At 34.4% G+C, this 18,675-nt stretch carries 20 protein-coding genes and 1 other annotated feature; of the genes, 6 read left to right on the plus strand and 14 right to left on the minus strand.

Translation table 11 applies throughout. From position 1 onward, the window contains the following. Window positions 1-54 precede the first annotated feature (54 nt). Both ACUN26_RS11665 and proB read right to left on the minus strand, forming a co-directional pair. Complete coding sequence (locus ACUN26_RS11665; protein WP_001006648.1) at window positions 55-1,302, minus strand: glutamate-5-semialdehyde dehydrogenase; 1,248 nt, start codon at window positions 1,300-1,302, stop codon at window positions 55-57. A 105-nt stretch (window positions 1,303-1,407) separates the two neighbouring features. After that, entirely contained in the window at window positions 1,408-2,511 is a 1,104-nt protein-coding gene (gene proB, locus ACUN26_RS11670) for a glutamate 5-kinase (protein ID WP_000744732.1), read from the minus strand. Between the two features lie 143 nt (window positions 2,512-2,654). Beyond that, window positions 2,655-2,865, minus strand: a binding site (T-box leader). Window positions 2,866-3,205: 340 nt separating this feature from the next. Between proB and proC the strand changes: the two genes are divergently transcribed. Continuing rightward, a complete protein-coding gene (gene proC, locus ACUN26_RS11675; protein WP_001041315.1) occupies window positions 3,206-4,024 on the plus strand; it encodes a pyrroline-5-carboxylate reductase in 819 nt (272 codons plus the stop codon). 214 nt (window positions 4,025-4,238) lie between these two features. On the opposite strand, the gene ACUN26_RS11680 is transcribed toward proC, so the two are convergent. Beyond that, complete coding sequence (locus ACUN26_RS11680) at window positions 4,239-5,879, minus strand: M20/M25/M40 family metallo-hydrolase (RefSeq protein ID WP_000049535.1); 1,641 nt, start codon at window positions 5,877-5,879, stop codon at window positions 4,239-4,241. A 75-nt stretch (window positions 5,880-5,954) separates the two neighbouring features. After that, the gene (locus ACUN26_RS11685) at window positions 5,955-6,704 is read right to left on the minus strand and encodes an IclR family transcriptional regulator (RefSeq protein ID WP_000250754.1); all 750 of its coding nucleotides are present in this window, start codon (window positions 6,702-6,704) and stop codon (window positions 5,955-5,957) included. Between the two features lie 264 nt (window positions 6,705-6,968). Here ACUN26_RS11685 and ACUN26_RS11690 point away from each other — a divergent pair, with 264 nt between their 5' ends. Together ACUN26_RS11690 and ACUN26_RS11695 are read left to right on the plus strand one after the other, a co-directional pair. After that, window positions 6,969-8,393, plus strand: coding sequence for an amino acid permease (locus ACUN26_RS11690; protein ID WP_000195519.1), 1,425 nt, complete (start codon window positions 6,969-6,971; stop codon window positions 8,391-8,393). A gap of 387 nt (window positions 8,394-8,780) precedes the next feature. Further along, on the plus strand, window positions 8,781-9,128 hold the full coding sequence (locus ACUN26_RS11695; RefSeq protein ID WP_000589583.1) for a VOC family protein: 348 nt from the start codon (window positions 8,781-8,783) through the stop codon (window positions 9,126-9,128). A 10-nt stretch (window positions 9,129-9,138) separates the two neighbouring features. On the opposite strand, the gene ACUN26_RS11700 is transcribed toward ACUN26_RS11695, so the two are convergent. The 4 genes from ACUN26_RS11700 to ACUN26_RS11715 all read right to left on the minus strand — a co-directional run bounded on the left by ACUN26_RS11700 (window position 9,139) and on the right by ACUN26_RS11715 (window position 13,874). Then, window positions 9,139-9,282: a hypothetical protein gene (locus ACUN26_RS11700; protein ID WP_000058621.1), complete on the minus strand. Its 144-nt coding sequence runs from the start codon at window positions 9,280-9,282 to the stop codon at window positions 9,139-9,141. Window positions 9,283-9,399: 117 nt separating this feature from the next. Then, window positions 9,400-10,431, minus strand: coding sequence for a fatty acid desaturase (locus ACUN26_RS11705; RefSeq protein ID WP_000174972.1), 1,032 nt, complete (start codon window positions 10,429-10,431; stop codon window positions 9,400-9,402). A 352-nt stretch (window positions 10,432-10,783) separates the two neighbouring features. Continuing rightward, a complete protein-coding gene (locus tag ACUN26_RS11710) occupies window positions 10,784-11,614 on the minus strand; it encodes a VanW family protein (RefSeq protein WP_001028382.1) in 831 nt (276 codons plus the stop codon). A 586-nt stretch (window positions 11,615-12,200) separates the two neighbouring features. Further along, entirely contained in the window at window positions 12,201-13,874 is a 1,674-nt protein-coding gene (locus ACUN26_RS11715) for an alkaline phosphatase (protein ID WP_000977075.1), read from the minus strand. Between the two features lie 320 nt (window positions 13,875-14,194). Between ACUN26_RS11715 and ACUN26_RS11720 the strand changes: the two genes are divergently transcribed. Together ACUN26_RS11720 and ACUN26_RS11725 are read left to right on the plus strand one after the other, a co-directional pair. Next, the gene (locus tag ACUN26_RS11720) at window positions 14,195-14,677 is read left to right on the plus strand and encodes a DUF2975 domain-containing protein (RefSeq protein ID WP_000809103.1); all 483 of its coding nucleotides are present in this window, start codon (window positions 14,195-14,197) and stop codon (window positions 14,675-14,677) included. 10 nt (window positions 14,678-14,687) lie between these two features. Continuing rightward, on the plus strand, window positions 14,688-14,903 hold the full coding sequence (locus tag ACUN26_RS11725) for a helix-turn-helix domain-containing protein (protein ID WP_000974611.1): 216 nt from the start codon (window positions 14,688-14,690) through the stop codon (window positions 14,901-14,903). A 40-nt stretch (window positions 14,904-14,943) separates the two neighbouring features. On the opposite strand, the gene ACUN26_RS11730 is transcribed toward ACUN26_RS11725, so the two are convergent. The 6 genes from ACUN26_RS11730 to ACUN26_RS11755 all read right to left on the minus strand — a co-directional run bounded on the left by ACUN26_RS11730 (window position 14,944) and on the right by ACUN26_RS11755 (window position 17,972). Continuing rightward, window positions 14,944-15,255, minus strand: a complete 312-nt coding sequence (locus ACUN26_RS11730; RefSeq protein ID WP_000845545.1) for a hypothetical protein — start codon at window positions 15,253-15,255, stop codon at window positions 14,944-14,946. 93 nt (window positions 15,256-15,348) lie between these two features. Then, entirely contained in the window at window positions 15,349-15,606 is a 258-nt protein-coding gene (locus ACUN26_RS11735; protein ID WP_000475332.1) for an Mpo1-like protein, read from the minus strand. Between the two features lie 241 nt (window positions 15,607-15,847). Next, window positions 15,848-16,426, minus strand: a complete 579-nt coding sequence (locus ACUN26_RS11740; RefSeq protein ID WP_001024225.1) for an HAD-IA family hydrolase — start codon at window positions 16,424-16,426, stop codon at window positions 15,848-15,850. A gap of 24 nt (window positions 16,427-16,450) precedes the next feature. Next, window positions 16,451-17,032 carry a kinase gene (locus ACUN26_RS11745; RefSeq protein ID WP_000107735.1) on the minus strand — a complete coding sequence of 194 codons (582 nt, stop codon included), beginning with the start codon at window positions 17,030-17,032 and terminating at the stop codon, window positions 16,451-16,453. Then, on the minus strand, window positions 17,029-17,574 hold the full coding sequence (locus tag ACUN26_RS11750; protein ID WP_000395622.1) for a GNAT family N-acetyltransferase: 546 nt from the start codon (window positions 17,572-17,574) through the stop codon (window positions 17,029-17,031). Before ACUN26_RS11750 ends, ACUN26_RS11745 begins: the two co-directional genes overlap by 4 nt. A 14-nt stretch (window positions 17,575-17,588) precedes the next feature. Next, entirely contained in the window at window positions 17,589-17,972 is a 384-nt protein-coding gene (locus tag ACUN26_RS11755) for a VOC family protein (RefSeq protein ID WP_001049858.1), read from the minus strand. 284 nt (window positions 17,973-18,256) lie between these two features. On the opposite strand from ACUN26_RS11755, the gene ACUN26_RS11760 reads away from it, so the two are divergent. Next, window positions 18,257-18,505, plus strand: coding sequence for a hypothetical protein (locus tag ACUN26_RS11760; RefSeq protein ID WP_000433610.1), 249 nt, complete (start codon window positions 18,257-18,259; stop codon window positions 18,503-18,505). Window positions 18,506-18,675 lie beyond the last annotated feature (170 nt).

Below are 18,675 nucleotides of genomic sequence, written 5' to 3' on the forward strand. Positions count from 1 at the left end.
CCTAAATGAAATTGGGTGTCTTTCGTTATTATTTCACTTTTTCCTTTATAATTTTTATCCCCGAATCTGTCCATTCCCACGAATCACATATTTTGTAGAAGTTAATGCAGGAAGTCCCATTGGTCCCCTTACGTGTAGCTTTTGCGTACTGATGCCAATTTCTGCGCCAAATCCGAATTCAGATCCATCCGTAAAACGAGTCGATGCATTATGATAAAGTGCTGCGGCATCAACGGATGTGAAAAACTTGCTGACGTTTTCCTCGTTCTCTGTAATAATCGCTTCGGAATGCATAGATCCATACGTATTTATGTGATGAATCGCTTCTTCTACTGTAGAAAGGACTTTAACTGCTAGCGTGAGAGATAAAAACTCAGTTTCCCAATCCTCTTCTGAAGCTAATGCAATAGAAGAATCAATTGCCAATGCTTTCTTATCACCACGTAGCTCCACGCCTCTTTCCTTCAATAAAGAAAACAGTTCGCTACCAAATTGCTGCGCCCACTTTTCATGAAGTATAATCGTTTCAATTGCATTACATACAGATGGACGCTGCGTTTTTGCATTTATAATAATATTAAATGCCATTTGTTTATCCGCTGTTTCATCAATGAAAATATGACAATTTCCCGCACCTGTTTCAAGTACTGGAACAGACGCTTCTCTTACTACAGTATCGATTAATTGCTTGCCACCTCTTGGGATAAGAACATCCAAGTAGTCATTTAATGTAAATAACTGCTTCGCGCTATCTCGCGTCGTATCTTCTATGAGCTGTACACTTTCTTGAGGCAAGCTCGTTTGTTTGAGCGCTCGGTGAATTACAGCAACGATCGCTTTATTAGAATGGATAGCGGAAGAACTACCACGCAATATGACTGCATTTCCTGTTTTCAAACAAATTGTAGCAGCATCTACTGTCACATTCGGCCTTGCCTCGTAAATCATCCCGACAACACCAAGTGGTACTCGCATCTCCTGAATAGATAGTCCATTTGGTCTTTCCCATGCACTTACACATTCCCCAACAGGATCACGTAAATCAATTAGCTGCTTAATTCCCTCAGTCATATCAATGATACGTTGTTCATTCAGCATAAGACGATCAAGGAGTGACTCAGAAAATCCTTTTGCCTTACCTTCTTCAATATCCCGTTTGTTTTCCTCTACAATATAAGCTGTTTCTACTATCAACTGATCAGCAATTGCGGTAAGTGCTTCATTTTTTTGATTTGTAGATGTAAGCACAAGTTCTCTAGCAACCTCTTTCGCTTTTTTCCCCTTTGCCAACACTTCATTCATTTTTATTTCCTCCTTTTTAAAGGTTAATCAGTATATTATTTGAGAACCATTTAACACGAGTATCTAAAACTTACCTGCCCATTCAAATTTGCGTGCTCTCTTTTCTTAAAATGAAACCCAATGATCTCTATGGATGACTTCATAATTATGCCTTTCGCCTCTTGCTTGAATATCTTGGCTTTTCATACCTTTTAAATTCCTTAGTTCCTCCGCGCTATATGTGCATTGTCCTTTTCCTATTACGCGCCCTTGTTGCGTAATTACTTCCACGACTTCACCCACTTGGAAAAATCCTGACACATTTGTAACACCAGCAGGAAGAAGGCTCTTTCCATGTTGAATGATAGCAGTAGCTGCCCCGGCATCTACTTCAATTTGACCGCTAACAAGCGAATGCAAGGCGATCCATTGCTTGTTCATTTTAATTACTTTTTGAGGAGCATTACCGATATACGTTCCATCACCTTTGCCCTTCAAAACATCTAAAAACTTTTCCTGTCCACGTCCTGTTCCGATAAATACACTCACTCCAAGAGATAGTGCCGTCTTTGCAGCATCGATTTTTGATTTCATACCGCCAGTTCCAAGTTTTGAACCAGCATCTCCAGCAAGAGAAGCGATTTCTTCCGTAACTTCAGGAAGAAAATAATATTTTTTCGCATCCGTATTTTTTTGAGGATTTTTGTCATATAAACCGTTCACATCCGTAAAAATCATAAGCATATCTGCCGACACAAGTCCGCTTACTAAAGCTGACAGCATATCATTATCACCGAACGTCAGCTCCTCTAAAGAAATGGAATCATTTTCATTGATGATAGGAAGAGCGGAACGGTTTAGTAGCTCTCCTAAAGTAGCGTACGCGTTACTGTATTGTTCTTTTCTAGAAAAATCACTTCTCGTTAATAAAAGTTGTGCAGTAACAATATCATATTTACGGAACTCCTCTGTGTACGCCTGCATTAATAAACTTTGTCCGACAGCTGCTGCAGCCTGTTTCCCTTTAGTTGTCACTGGTCTGCTAGGATACCCAAGAGCAGAAAAACCTGCTGCGACGGCTCCAGATGTAATTAACAAAACTTCATGCCCTTCCTGTTTCAGTCGTGCCAATGCGGCAACGTGATCTGAAAGTTGTTCTTTAGAAATGCCTCCATGACTATCTGCCAAGGAACTACTCCCTATCTTTACAACAATTCGTTGTTTTTTCACTTTTGTAACCCCCAAGTCTAAAATCAAAGTTTTTATACATTACACTTCTATTCATTCAGTTTGCAGCTATATTTATTCTCATCCATGCTGCCCTGTAGTATGAAAGAGCAAAATAAAAATGACCGCTTCGCCCTTAATAAAATAATAAGGACGAAACGGTCATTGTTCCGCGGTACCACCTTGATTGATATACATAGATATCCACTTGACGCCTATAACGCAGGCGAACGCCTAAACTTTCATTTAAGACTCAGGGATAGGTTCGATACATTCTATACGAGGAATCTTTCAGCCGGTGAATTCCACTCTCTTTCGTAAGAAGACATATGTACTAATTCCCTTCAACGATTTTCGATCTAATTTTTTTATATTATGCGATATAGTTCGATTCGGTGTCAAGAGGTATTTTTAAAAATAAATAGAGCCGCAAGTTACTGTTATGAAATTATCGCCCTACTGAATGAAAATAAAAATTGATATAAGTTTAACTCATATTCATAAGCATAAAACCTTAAATTATAGTGTATATATTTACATAATGTCGAATATAGTTAATTTTTATCTTTTAGTGTTGCAAAAAGGAATATATTCTCTTAGAATGTTTCTTTATATTGCACAGGGATGTTATTCTTATTCTAAGATAATAATATCAAACCGATATAATTTATTATAAAAGGAGCAAGATCGAGTTATTATGAACAAACAAATTGGATTCATCGGATGCGGAAATATGGGGATGGCTATAATTGGCGGTATGATAAACAATAATATAGTATCTTCAAATAAAATCATGTGTTCAGATTTGAACACTATGAATTTAAAAAATGCTAGTGAAAAATACGGGATAACTACAACTACTGACAACAATGAAGTAGCTAAAAAGGCTGATATTTTAATTTTATCAATAAAACCAGACTTATACTCCTCCGTAATTAATGAAATAAAAGAAGTGATTAAAAACGACGTTATCGTCGTAACAATCGCTGCGGGGAAAAGCATTAATAGTACTGAAGATGCCTTTGATAAAAAATTAAAGGTTGTGAGAGTAATGCCTAATACTCCTGCTCTTGTTGGAGAAGGAATGTCTGCTTTATGCCCTAACGAAATGGTTACAGAAAAAGATTTAGAAGATGTACTAAACATTTTCAATAGTTTTGGTCAAACAGAGATCGTAAGCGAAAAATTAATGGATGTTGTAACATCTGTAAGTGGTTCTTCGCCAGCATACGTATATATGATTATAGAAGCGATGGCAGATGCTGCTGTACTAGATGGTATGCCAAGAAATCAAGCATATAAATTCGCAGCTCAAGCTGTGTTAGGTTCTGCAAAAATGGTATTGGAAACAGGAATACATCCAGGTGCATTGAAAGATATGGTTTGTTCCCCAGGCGGAACGACAATAGAGGCTGTAGCAACATTAGAAGAAAAAGGCTTGCGAACAGCCATCATTTCAGCTATGCAACGTTGCACGCAAAAGTCTATTGAATTATCTAATCAAACTAAAAAGTAAACACTAATTACAAACTGTTTTTGACTATATACACATGTAGTTTACATACCCCTATTTTCGCCAAAAGATAAACGGACAAATTCATAAATGATTGAGTTTGCCCGTTTTGTTTTTATTATATTAAAATAATTATATTCAAATCCTCTTTTTGGCTTCTATTTCTATACCTTCTGAATGTTATGTTTTCCATTCATTCACTTTTATACACACCTAACTATGACTGAGTAATTTTATTAGATACAAGTAATTTTTCAATACATATCGGTAACATATCGAATAGCGTTTCAAATGCGTAATTTACGTCTAGACGCTCTGTCCATTGATGTGCATCTTTTCCTACCGGCCCCATATTTAATACTGGAACGTCAAACTCTTCTAATTCCTGAAGTGGAATTGAATAGCCTTTATCCCATAATGGCATATTGTCTACAAGAGAACTCATTGAATCCAATGGGTTCTGTAAGCCCACATAGCTTAAATCTGAAATTCCTCCAAAATAATTTTGATTTTCAAATGTAATGCTATGATTGTATTGGGCATACTTTTCCATTTCTACAACTACCTCTTTAATGAAAGGATTGTCGCGTGAACTCACAGCTGGATAGTACGGCGGAGCGAAGAAAAGTACAATCATCGGCGCTTTTTCTTTACATAATATAGCTAATTTATCAACTAAATCGATTGTTACTGCACGATCATCTTTATCTTCTCTATTTTTTATAATATTAGATTGAATATCATTTATTGTCTCTTTTCCATGTTGTTCAATTGCATACGCGATAAGCTCTTCATACGTTAATACATTTACTTTAAGATTAGGAGGTATGAACGGATTATATTTAGAAAAACGATATGCTTGCTTCTCGTAAGACTCTTCGATTTTCTCTGCTACTTTCGTTACTTTTTGACGCAGCAACGAAACGACATCTGTCATCGATTTTTCTAGTAAAAACAAATTAAATAGTGTGACTGCACGATGCGGAATTTGTACAGAATAGTCCTCTTTTAAGTCTCTTTGAAGCAAGTTAGTTGGTGGAGGACTCGCTTCACCATCTACAATATCACAAAGGTCCGTATTCAACTCTAATTCTGCTGTTAATAATGCAGCCATATAACTCCCATTTAAGCCTGCAAAAGGTTCACCTACATGTGTCTCTTTTCCATAGCAAAGGAAACCAGGTAACACCTTCCCAATAGAACCAGTATAAATATACTTATTTTGGTCCCCAGGATGCCTTGAAAACATAGGCTCTGAATTTAGAACCGTTTTAAATTCTAAATCATGTTCTCTTGCTAAATCTAATAATCTCGGAACAGCTGCTCTCATCCCTACGGAGTTCACTTCTTCATCTGGAACAGCTAATAAAAGAACATTCCCATCAAATCTTCCTTCACAAGCTTGCTCAACCATTGCCATTTGTAAAGCTAGACCACATTTCATATCCATTGTCCCTCTACCAAATAGCCAATCTCCCTGTTCTATATCTTCACGTACATGATCTGGTAGTTCATCTTTATGAGAGTAAAACATAGATGTTAACTTTTTAGGATGAAATGCATCTTCTTTCCACACTCCATAATCTTGTACATCTACAACATCAAAATGACTAACAAGAATTACAGTATTTTTCGTACTATCACTTTTCTTTACTAGGGCGGTAACAAAATATCGTCCATCCCCCGTCGGATTTTTTTGCAAATGATGCGGATTTTGTTTGAAATACTGTAAGTCAGATAATTGTTCTACAACAAAGTCTGGTAATATAACTTCAGCTTCTGAACCTGTAATACTAGGAATTTCAACAAGATTGCTTAATAACTGAATCAATTGTTCTTTTGATTGCCACTTTGACATAGTAACCTCCCTATTTTTCCGCATTATGAAAATCAATTCCAATATATGAATAAAAAATAACGACAGTTATCAAAATTATAATTCTGATGTACTGCCGATTTTTATTGAAATTTCATGAGCTGCTTCTTTTACCTTACTAATAAGAAAAGATAGTCGATCATCATTAATACGATGACTAATTAACCCAACACTTAATGCTCCTACTACTTTATGATTGAATCCGATAATAGGTGCAGCTACTGAAGCTGTCCCTTCTGTTTTTTCACCATAACTTACAGCATATCCTTCATTTTCTATTTGTTTTATTTGATTAAGAAGAATTTGCTTTTGTTCTGGTAAAGAAGAAAGTAATTGTTCTACAATGTATTCCATTTCATTCGTTTTCATATTGGCAAGCATCGTTTTATTTGCGGCGCCAATCGAAAGTGGAATCTGTTCCCCTAAGTTATCGATAACCCGAATTTTTAAAGGGCTATCAATTCTTTCAATAATAATAGAATGAGTTCCATTTGGAATGTTCAAATAGACACTTTCTTCCACTTCAGCGGCCAATCGCTTCATCACTTCCCTTGCAACAGATCTATAGTCTACCTTCTCCAATTGACGTAATCCTATTTCCATCCACATTGGCCCAATCTTGTACTGCTTTGTTTCTGAAATTTGTGTAACTAACCCATGCTCCATTAGAGAATTAAGTAATCTATGTACTGTACTAACCGGAAGATGTGTTCCATCAGCTATATCAGAAATAGCCCAATACTCTTTTTCATTTGTAGAATTTAATAGCTTAATAATACTTATCGCTCGATCAATGGACTGTACCATAATTCGCCTCAACTTTACTTGTAGTATGTTTAGCCTAATTAACTATCAATTTATCAAAAATTCAAACTGAAATCAATCAATTTATTTAATTTTCAAAATAAACAAAAGATACGCTATCAACATTTTGAAAACGCAAACAAAAAAATATTGACTTTTCTTTTTAATTATCTGAAAATTAGAACAATATTTCACATCACGGAATACATTCCATAATACGGAAAAACATCAATTTTCATACTACCAATTTTGAAAGTGAGGAAAACAATGACGCAAGTAAACAATACAAACAATGAATTAAAGCGCACAATGAAAAGTAGACATTTATTCATGATTGCACTCGGTGGTGTGATTGGAACGGGGTTATTTAACGGATCTGGTTTTATTATAAGTAAAGCTGGACCTGGCGGATCCGTACTTGCCTTTATGGCCGGTGGATTATTAATGTATCTCGTTATGCTATGTCTTGGTGAGCTTGCTGTAGCCATGCCTGTTTCAGGTTCTTTCCAGGAATATGCCACCAAGTTCATTAATCCTGCAACTGGGTTTACAATCGGATGGTTGTATTGGTTAAGCTGGGCGAATACGACCGGTCTTGAATTTACAACTGCCGGAATTACGATGCAGCGCTGGTTTCCTGATATTCCTGTCTGGGTTTGGTGTTTAATATTTGGTGTTACCATATTCACTATAAACGCATTATCTGCTCGTAGTTATGCAGAAACAGAGTTTTGGTTTTCAAGCATTAAAGTATCTGCCATTATCGCTTTCATTATTCTTGGCGGCGCCGCTATGTTCGGTTTTATTGATTTAAAAGGAAACGAACCAGCCCCGCTATTTTCAAATTTCATAAATCACGGTGGTTTATTCCCAAATGGACTTGCCGCTATCCTATTAACAATGGTTACAGTCAATTATTCCTTCCAAGGTACAGAACTTGTCGGAATCGCAGCTGGTGAAAGTGAAGATCCAGCAAAGACTTTGCCTCGTTCTATTAGAAATATTATATGGCGCACGATGTTTTTCTTCGTTTTAGCAATTTTTGTTCTCGTAGCTTTAATTCCTTGGGAAGGAGCAGGATTAACAAAGAGCCCATTCGTTGCTGTTTTTGATAATATCGGTATTCCGTATGCAGCTGATATTATGAACTTTGTTATTCTTACCGCTGTTCTTTCTGTCGCAAACTCAGGACTGTACGCCGCAACTCGCATGCTTTGGTCATTATCAAAAAATGAAATGGCGCCAGCCTTTTTAAAGAAATTATCATCACGAGGAATACCACTAAACGCTTTAATCTTGACGATAGCTATTTCTGCTTTTTCTCTTTTGACAAGCGTGGTAGCTGCTGAAACGGTTTATTTATGGCTTATTTCAATTTCTGGAGTCATTACAATCATTGTTTGGATGTCAATTTGTGTTTCTCAATTCTTTTTCCGTAAACGCTATTTAGCTGAAGGTGGAAAATTAGAAGACTTAAAATTCAAAACTCCACTTTATCCACTTGTACCCATTCTTGGTTTTGGATTGTATGGCATTATATTAGTAAGTCTTATCTTTATCCCCGATCAAAGACTAGGAATCTACTGTACTGTACCATTTATCATCTTTTGCTACACTTACTATCACTTTAAGATTAAGAAAAAAATCACCAGTAGCACTCATAAAGAAGGTAAAATTAGCGAACCTTTGTAGTACTGTACGATACAGAGAAGACCGCGCATGGATTTCACCTCATGTGCGGTCTTTTATCATTCCTTCATTCATTTTCTCAGGAACAATTCCCCTATTTCTTCTATACTATTGAAATGATTATTTATAGCACTTCGTGTTTTGAATTGTTCAGGAGGTTTTTGCGTTCAAGTGTTATCCTCAAACGGGTCAGTATTGCTACACTCCTTTCCTTTACTTTGGTTTCAAAGATGATGTCGGTATAATTAATGTAGGAAATGCTGTTAGCAATTATTATTTTTTTATTGTTCATAAGTTGATGCTTTTCCTTACTATTACCACTTTGTTTTGATATATTAAATTTATACTACGTCACATTAAAAATTTTAAAATAGACAGGAGTTATATAAGATGATCAAAGGATTCGGAGGAATATTTTGGAGAACTAAAAATATTGATGTTATAAAAAAATGGTACAGCGAAGTATTGAAGATTGAAATAGAAAATTGGAATGGGACTGTGATTAAACCCGAATCAGGAACTGAGACTATCTTTTCTTTCTTCAATGAAGATGACAATTATTTTCCAACAGAACAACAAGTGATGTTAAATTTCCAAGTACATAATCTACATGAGACTATTCACCATCTTGAACAAATTGGTATACCTCTTGAAAAGAAAGAAGAGGTTAGTGAATTTGGAAAGTTTATTTGGATTAAAGATCCTGAAGGACGACTCATCGAGCTTTGGGAGAAATAGTCGATTGTAATCATTCGCTATTAAGATAACGGATAATTTCGTTCAGCCGATGTCTTCGGCTATCCATAATAGATTCCTGTTGCAAATTTGTAGCAGGCTCTATTTTCACTTCATCATTTTCATTTAAACGAGAATCAATTATCCTTAACGACATTTCCTAATCCTTCGTAATTACAATTTGAAATCCCCTCCTCATCAATCATCTACTATTTAAACAAAAACTCCCCTTAAATCAAAAATGATTAAGGGGAGTTTTTCATATGCGATGAAGTTATAGTTCAGATTTCACTCGAACAGAAACATTATTTTTAATTATATTTTTGACATCTTTAAAGCTAACAAAATTGTTACTTTTCTCATCCCAAAGACGGAAACGTAGTGATTGTAAGCTTGTAGCAAGCGTAATCGTTGGTACATTTTTTAACGGAAGCGTATTATTATGTGCCTCTTCTAGTTTATAGTTAGGTACTCTTGGGCTTAAATGGTGAACATGATGGAATCCAATATTACCAGTTAAGAATTGCAAAATTTTTGGAAGCTTATAAAAAGAACTTCCTTCCACTGCCGCTTTCACATATTCCCAATCTTTATCCTCTTCAAAATAAGAATCCTCAAATGTGTGCTGTACGTAAAACAGCCAAATACCTATTGAGCCTGCTATTAAGAATATAGTACCATGTACGAAAAGGAACGATTGCCATCCGATTGCCCAGCAAAGTACCCCTATTAAAGCAACGATTAATATATTCGTCAAATAAGTATTCATACGTTCTTTCTGTCTTGCACCTTTTCGGTTAAATCTATTTTTAAGCAAGAAAACATAAATCGGACCTAATCCAAACATAACGAATGGATTGCGATATAAACGATATGCTAAACGAAGTCTAAATGGTGCAGCTACATATTCATCAACTGTAAGCGTCCAAATATCCCCTGTACCCCTCTTATCCAAATTACCACTCGTAGCGTGGTGAATAGAATGCTCATGCCCCCATTGATCAAATGGGAATAAAGTTAAAACACCCATACATGTTCCAACTATTCTATTTGCACGTCGACTTTTAAAAAAGGAATAATGGGTGCAATCATGAAAAATAATGAAAATTCGTGTCATAAATCCAGCGGCTAACAGAGATGGAACTAATGTTAACCAATAAGAAACTGACAAACTTTTATAAGCAAGGTACCATAAAATAATAAATGGAACTATTGTGTTGATAAGTTGCCAAACACTTTTTTTAATCGTTGATTTTTCAAAAGGAGCAACTTGTTTTTTTAAATTTTTAGTATTTTGTAAGGTCATTTTTCTAATTCCTTTCCTGTATGTTGCTAATTCATATTATAGCATACTATTAGTATCAGGTGTTATGTGTAGATATAATAAATATTTTATACAATGAAAATCTCTTTTTTCTTACTCATTTCTTACAAATTTCTTACGTCCAAAATAGCTTCTATAATAAGAAAGAAGGAGCATTTGTGCCGAGAATTCGAGTTTTTTTCCAATAAATACATAAAAAAAACACAGTGCTTTTTCACATCTGTGTTTCTTATTTTCATTCCAATGAAAACCAAGTAAATTTAGGATTTATACTTTTTTGATAAAAATAAGAATTACATACATGCTATACTATATAATCTATGCGTTTACCATATTACTCACTATTTTCATTTTTACAAACTAAAAATGGTTCGTACATCATTATAGCGTGATTCTCCGTTACATATTGATCTTCTATAAACTGCTTCTGTTGATTATATACTCTGCGTTGAATCACATTATGTCGTATATAACCACCCCAGTATGCAGGCTGAATGGCGTGTTCTTTTTCATAAACTTCATATTGATAAAGTTGCGGATACATTGTTCTCCATTCACCAACTAAATATTTCTCTGTCATATAAAGGTGAAGTTGATATGGTTGATCCGTGTCATTTTTAATTTGCAAATCCAAATAATTATAAAAGCACGTCGCTCCACTTCCAAACGGCTGCGTTCGCCTGGAATCAGGAAAGACATCAAAGCTATGACGATATCGCTCCGTTACTGTCAGCGGTGTATGTAAAGTCATCCAATATATTAAATTTGAAAGCTGACAAAGGCCTCCTCCAATACCTGTTTGAAAAGATCCGTAGTGTAAAACCATACCTTCTACATACCCTTTTTTCCTCGTAGGCTTACCTATTAAACGCCAGTAAGAAAATGTTTCTCCCGGTCTAATGACGATACCATTAAGTTTTTTAATAGCAATTTTTAAATTAACAACCTTATTGTTTTGATACCACATATCTACATCCTTGAGCTTCCGAAGTAGTATTGTTCGGTGCTGAATTGCTGTACATGGCAGCTTTTCTTGTTGGAACCTTTTTGCATATGTTTTTCCGTCTACTAACCACTGAATGTACCTCTTTGTAGAGTAATACCATGTCCCTACTATAATGCGATACTTAGACCGCTGCTTAGGACGTAATTTCACTATATTCATTTTATTCCCTCTCTCTTTCATATGCTGCCATTTCCGTTATTACCCCGACAATTGGTTTCCATATTCACCTGCACAGCATTGAAATACTAATTGGTGCATTCTCTTTTTCTTCAAATAAATTCTAATATACCTCTATTTCAATAAATTGCACTTTTCTTAGTTGCATAATCATTTTTTTTCAATAAATAAAGAGTAAATGTACTCTAGTGAAGATTTTATTTTTTGGATTTCTTTATAATTGTGTGAAACTGCGTCGCAATACGATAAATTGAAATAAACACATTATAAATATAACGGATAATTTTAAACAAATAATAATGAAAATTAAAGGAATTCTAAAGTATTAATATATTTTCTGTAAATATTGAGTGATCATACATTACTTATTAAAACTTTACTATATGTATCAATTCTCTATTCTACAAACGAACTTCTTTATTTTAAGAGAAGCATTTTTTTCCTTTCTTGTTTTTATAAGTCTCTTCTGGAAAACTTTGCGGCAGAATCCAAACATCACTATTTACAGGACAAAACACAAAAAATTGCCAACCAGTTAGCTTAGCAAGGTTAACTAGTTGGCAATTTTTTAACGAGAATGCTTTACAAATAATTGAATTGCTTCTTCCGGTACATAGAACTTCCCATTACTCTCTACAATAATACTTTCTAATTCATACTCTTTATCATTAATACGAATTATATTTTTATTAACACTTAATTGAGCTTCCACTTTATTATGATTTACTACGAGCACTGGGTTTGCTACATCGGTTTTGTCGATTGATACAGTGGCACCAATTCTCTTAAAGGCTTGTTCACTCTCTAAAAATATTTTATTTGTTACTTCTTCTAAGTTAAAGCCCATTGCTTTCGCCATCGTCTTCGCAATGTCTATATTTTGGATTAAGCCTTCTGGTTTTTGTGGTCCATAAGAGTATAAGAATACATCCTCACCTGTATGTCCTCCTGTCGTAAAGCCAATATTTGCACGATTAGCCAATAACGTAGTAAGGATTCGACCTACATCCATTTTCTTTTTTGCCGCTTTTAACTTTTCTTTTTCATCATGAGTTAGATTGTCCAAACCGTATAGTTTAGCTACACCTTCTACATTTGATAAATCAGATTTCAGTTTATTTGTAGTCCCTTCAAGTGTCATTTTCGCCTTTTTCAATGGGGCAATGTATGCAGATACAGGTGTAGTATTATATCCCTTTGTCGTATTCATATTGCCAATAGAGATACCACTGTTGCCATGGTCAGCTACAGCAATGAGCATCGTATTACCGTCTTTCTTCGCAAATTTTAATGCTTCTGCAACCGCATTATCAAATGCCAATACATCACTAATAATCCCAATTGGATCATTCGCATGGGCTGCCCAATCTGGCTTACTTCCTTCTACAAATAAAAAGAAGCCATCTTTATCTTTTGATAATGTTTGAATTGCTTTTTCCGTCATTTGAGAAAGTGTTGGTTGCTCTGGATTTGTTACTTCACGATCCATATCGAACGCAAGGGCATTATGTGAGAAAGAGCCCCAAATTTTATCAGATTTAGAGTTCAATAATGCATCTTTTGTTTCAACTAAGTCGTATCCTTTATCTTGAATCACTTTAACTAAATCTTCACCATCTTTACGGATTCCATTTCTTTTCACAGGCTGTAGTGCTGCTTTTCCCCCGCCTAATACGACATCTATATTTTGATACACTTGCTGCTTCGCAATTATGTCAAAATGCTTGCGGTTAGCATGATGGGCAGAGAACCCAGCAGGAGTAGCATGTTGAATTTCAGATGTAGCAACAATTCCAGTTGCGCGACCAGAGCGCTTTGCACCTTCTAGAACGTTCGCAACTGGCCGCAGCTTCTCCTCTTCTTTAATTGGTTTTAAGCTAGGTGAATTCACAATAGATGGCAATACACCTACATATCCTGAATTTGATTTATTCCCTGTTGCTAAAGCTGTAGCTGCTGGGGCTGAGTCTGTAATAGCGGATTCTGCTGAATATGTGCGAACACCTCCCGTTATGATTTCATCTAATGCAAGCGGTGCCCCTTTATACAAGCGAGCTAACGTTGTTGCTGAAGAGCTCGTTCCATCCATAACCATCATAATTATATTTTTTGGTTGATGTTCTACTTGTTTCACCTTAGCTTCGGCCGCCTGATAATTCATCATGCTTTCAGTACTTAATACACTTAATGTTACAGTTGATACTAATAATATCCCCTTCACTTTTTTACTCAATTTCATCATTTTTGTTCCTCCATAAACTTCACATTCTTTTATATACAAGATCCAATTTTCCATTACGTTTATACAAACTTATATATGTTCTTTTTTATTAGTTCCCTATTGTCATAAAGCTAACAACAATTACCGTCACTTTCGTTCATTAATTAAATAATGTTATATGTCACAGCCCTATATTCTCTACTATTAAAGTGTCATTATTCTCTTCATCATATAAAAATTTGTTTATCAATAAAAACACGATTAAATTAAATAAAAGTTTATTGTTAAACAATAAATTACATGTTAAATTATATAGATAATAATTAAATGAGGTGCTTTTTATGAAACAAGGATCAACACTCTTTTTAAAGACGGCTGTTATTCTTATGGGAATTCCTGTTCTTGCTATGTGCATTTTTTTAGTTCCTAAAATAGGGAATTTCGCTACAGAATTATATCCTGATATTGCATATATTAAATATCTTGTATTTATCAACTTATACGCAACAGCAATACCTTACTATTTCGCACTGTACCAAACGTTTAAGCTGTTAAACTATATTGACAAAAACAACGCATTCTCAAAATTGTCTGTAAAAGCGTTGAAAAATATTAAGAACAGTGCATTAACAATTAGTGTATTATATGTATTAGGCATGCCGCTTTTCTATCTCGTGGCAGAGAGAGATGACGCCCCGGGCATTATTATTATTGGAATGATTATGATTTTTGCTTCATTGGTTATCGCTGTCTTTGCTGCCGTTCTCCAAAGACTATTAAAAGATGCTATTAATATAAAATCAGAAAATGATTTAACGGTCTGAGGTGAATAATATGGCAATAATAATTAATATTGATGTAATGTTAGCGAAAAGAAAAATGAGTGTAACAGAGCTTTCGGAGAAGGTTGGAATTACAATGGCTAACCTTTCTATTTTGAAAAACGGAAAAGCAAAAGCGATTCGATTTTCAACTTTAGAAGCAATTTGTAAAGCATTAGAATGTCAACCAGGAGATATTTTAGAATATCAACCTGAAGATACCGAATAAAAAGAGTCCTTCTCACATGAAGGACTCTTTTTATTGCACATTACGGTGCGAAATTAATTTGACCAGTAAACAATAAGATAATCGTGATAATCCAAAATATAAAAAATGATGAGGACAGTATGAATGAAAGAATACCTATCCCCTTCTTCTCTGTTTTTTTCGTCATTATAATTATTGAAAGTATGATACCTACGCCTGTAAGAGCAATAGTAATATAATCTCCCACTATATTACCCGCATTCGCTATCCTCGTTGGAGTTATAAAAACGAATAAAAAACACAAAATTCCAATAAGTAAAGATATATAGCTTATTATACTGTACTTCTTTTTGAGGACTATTTCGGTTTTCATCATAACCCACCCCTTCTGTATAGCTATGATTTCATACTAGCACGAATAACTATAATTTGGTTTTATTTTACCGCCTATAGCACTTTTATTGAGTTAATTTCTTTTTAATACTTTTTTTAAAAAATATATTGGACCTACTACCAAATATGCTGGGTTTGATAAGAAAGTCGGCTTCTTACCTTCAATTGCATGACCTACAAATTGAAAAATCCATCCTAATATAAATAATGATAGCCCTAATTTCCAATTCACGAATAAAATGAATATAGAAATGATAATTGTAGGAATACCAATAAAGTGAAAAAATTTATTCATTGGATGTTGATGGTCGTCTCGATATTTTTTAAACATTTTTTAAAAGTCCATATCTTAACCCCTCTCCATTATTAAAAATCTTATTTTAATTTGAAACTAACGAAAGTAAATTTTCTTCTACTAATATATATGCAGGTGTACCATGTATAACCTGTAAAGCCAATCCTTTTAAAGAAACTAATAAAGCTCTTGAAAAAGCTTCCTAAAATAATTAACCTACTACATATAAAATAACCTCTACTTTTTGTATGAAAAGTAAAGGTTATTTTCAAACCATTTATAAAGAAACCTCTCTATCAACCACTACCTTAAAAAATTCCGAGTAATGTGCCAAAGAATAGTCCGCTACATCACAAATCCCTTGAAACATGCATGTTGAAATACCTAATTCCTTTGCAGGTAATAAATCTAACTCTCTATCTCCAATAGCTAAATCAATATTGTACTTCCTATGTAAATGATCATACGCTAAAGAATTCGGTTTTCGAGGGAAACCATCGTCAATTGTAACCATATCGACGAAGTATTTATCCCATCCGTAATATTTTAAAATTTCCATAACCCCTGCTTTATGTTTATGGGTCATGATTACATTTTTATCTGCAAATTTCAAAACCTTTTCGACACCAGCAAAAGGCTTCATATCTTTTGGAGTAAATTTCTTCTTCAAAATTTTAATCTTTTCTTCCTGCTCACATGAAATATTATAATAATGAATTGCGTGAGAATATGATATTTTCAAGTTTTTGTATATTTCTTGTTCATCTACTGTATCACCTAATATTTCAGAAAGCATCTTCGTATATGCAGGATACGTATCAAATAACGTCCCATCAAAATCCCACAAAATATTCATTGTATTCACCCTTCTATTTCCGAATCATTGTATGACTAAATCCGCCCTATCCTTCGGCAATTCCATTTCTAAATAATACTCCTCTGCTTTCCAATACCTGTTTTGAAACTTTGAAAGTTTCTTTTGTGTCTCTTCGCTTTCACGCTGAAACCTTGTTTCCCTTGGACAGTCCAAATACACCATATAATGAAAGAAATCTCTCCATTCTTTTCGCTGTAGAAAAACTCCTTCAATTACAATTACACCTACAATAGGGATCTGGACTTTTTTCATTTCACATGAATCTGTATCATCATAATAGAAAGGCAATTTCAATTTCGTTTCATGTTGTAACTTTTGAAAAAATTTCTGCCGCAAGTATGCAATATCCCACTGTAAATGATAGTACTCATACCATTCTTCATATCCTGTTTGATATCGTTTATTACGCTCCACTATATGATCATCAATATGGAAAATATGAAACGGAATGCCTTCTTGTTTCATATTTTCTTTTAATTTTGTTGCGAATGTTGTTTTTCCTGAACGACTTAAACCATCTATTCCGATAATGAATCGGTTTTCTTTATGTTTCTTCATTATACTTATAATTTCACTCGTACTCATTGCTTCTTCCACTCTTCTTTTAATAAAGAAAATAAAATGGTATCATGAGCAACTCCATTTTGAATCATATGTTTTCGAAGTAATCCCTCTTCTTGAAACCCTGCTTTTTTTAGCAATTTTTGAGATGCCTTATTTTCTACATATACGACAGCTGCGATTCTTATAAGTTGCAGCTTTTCAAATCCGTAAGTTAAGATGGCTTGTAATGCTTCGGATGCATATCCCTTTCCCCAATATATATCATCTAATTCATAACCAATTTCAGCTCGTTTATGATGATTGTTAATTAAATGAAATCCGCACGTTCCGATTAATTGGTCCGTCCCTTTTTTCTCTATTCCCCAGCGAAACACATTGCCTTCTTCATAACGATTTTTAAACGTTTGAATCGTTGTTTTCGCTTGCTCAATATTTTCGAAAGAATCCATTCCGAAATATCGTATAACAGATTCTTTCGAAAAATATTGGAACATCATTTCTGCATCTAATAGTGTAAGTTCTCTTAAAAGTAAACGTTCTGTTTCTAGTTTCGGAAATTCCATCTCTTTTTCTCCCTCTATTCTAATGAACTGCAAATTTCAATATAATTTCCATCTGGATCAGCAATGTAGGCAATTGTTTGTCCCCATGGTTTCACAATTGGTTCTACTAAAACTTTAATACCTTGCTCTCTGAATTGCTCAATTGTTTCTTGTACATTCTCAACTACGAATCCTAATTCGAAGTGAGAAGATTGTAATTCACCTTCTGTAAGCGGTAGTCCTGTTAATTCTTTCACGTCTTCTCGTGTATTCATCGCTAATATTGTAGATCCAGTATTAAATTCAATATATGTACCATGCTCAGCTTTTATAGGTAACTGTAAAGTATCTTTATAGAATCTTAAACATTCTTCAAACTTTTCTACATATAAAATGATGTATTTCATTTTTAAATTCATGTTACATCCCCCTTTTGTATTCATCCCTAAAAATTCGACAAAAACTACAAAAAAACCTTGTTCTTCCTACAAATGAACATAAAAAAATGAGGCCGATTTCTCGGCCTCCCAGCTTATTGGCATAAAACAGGAGATTTGGTTTGGACATAACCAGTTCGTACTTTTATTATATTTTATTTTTTCTGAATTTTAAATACTTTAAACACCTATTTATATTGAGAAAGTTTTTTTACTTGCATAAAATTATACTGTTTAAGAAATGCTACAAATGGAGGTGTATACATATGGAACCAATGCTTTGTCCAAGCTGTAAAACAAATCGTACTCGCTTTAACATTCTTGAGCAACAAGTAAAACCAGTAAAGTTAAATCCTCAAACTGGTCAAGTAGAAGAAGAGTATACTAATGAAACGATGAATGCTTTTCATATGGCTTATCAAGGACCTACATACCGAGTCCAATGCGCTGTATGCGGACTTGTTGAAAACCCTGAACAATTTATTAAACCTGCTCAAAATCAGTCTTTCTCATAAAGTGAAACTTTAATCAGTGGAGGTTTTGTTCATCCCCCACTGATTATTAGCCTTCACCAATCGGGATTTTACGGGTAGTTGATCCCCCACCTAACTTTTTTGCTTTCGCTGAATTTTGAGGTGGGGGTCTTACTGCCCGTTAATGCGGGATAAAATATTGTTAATCAGTA

The organism is Bacillus sp. WC2503 (genome assembly GCF_052682895.1).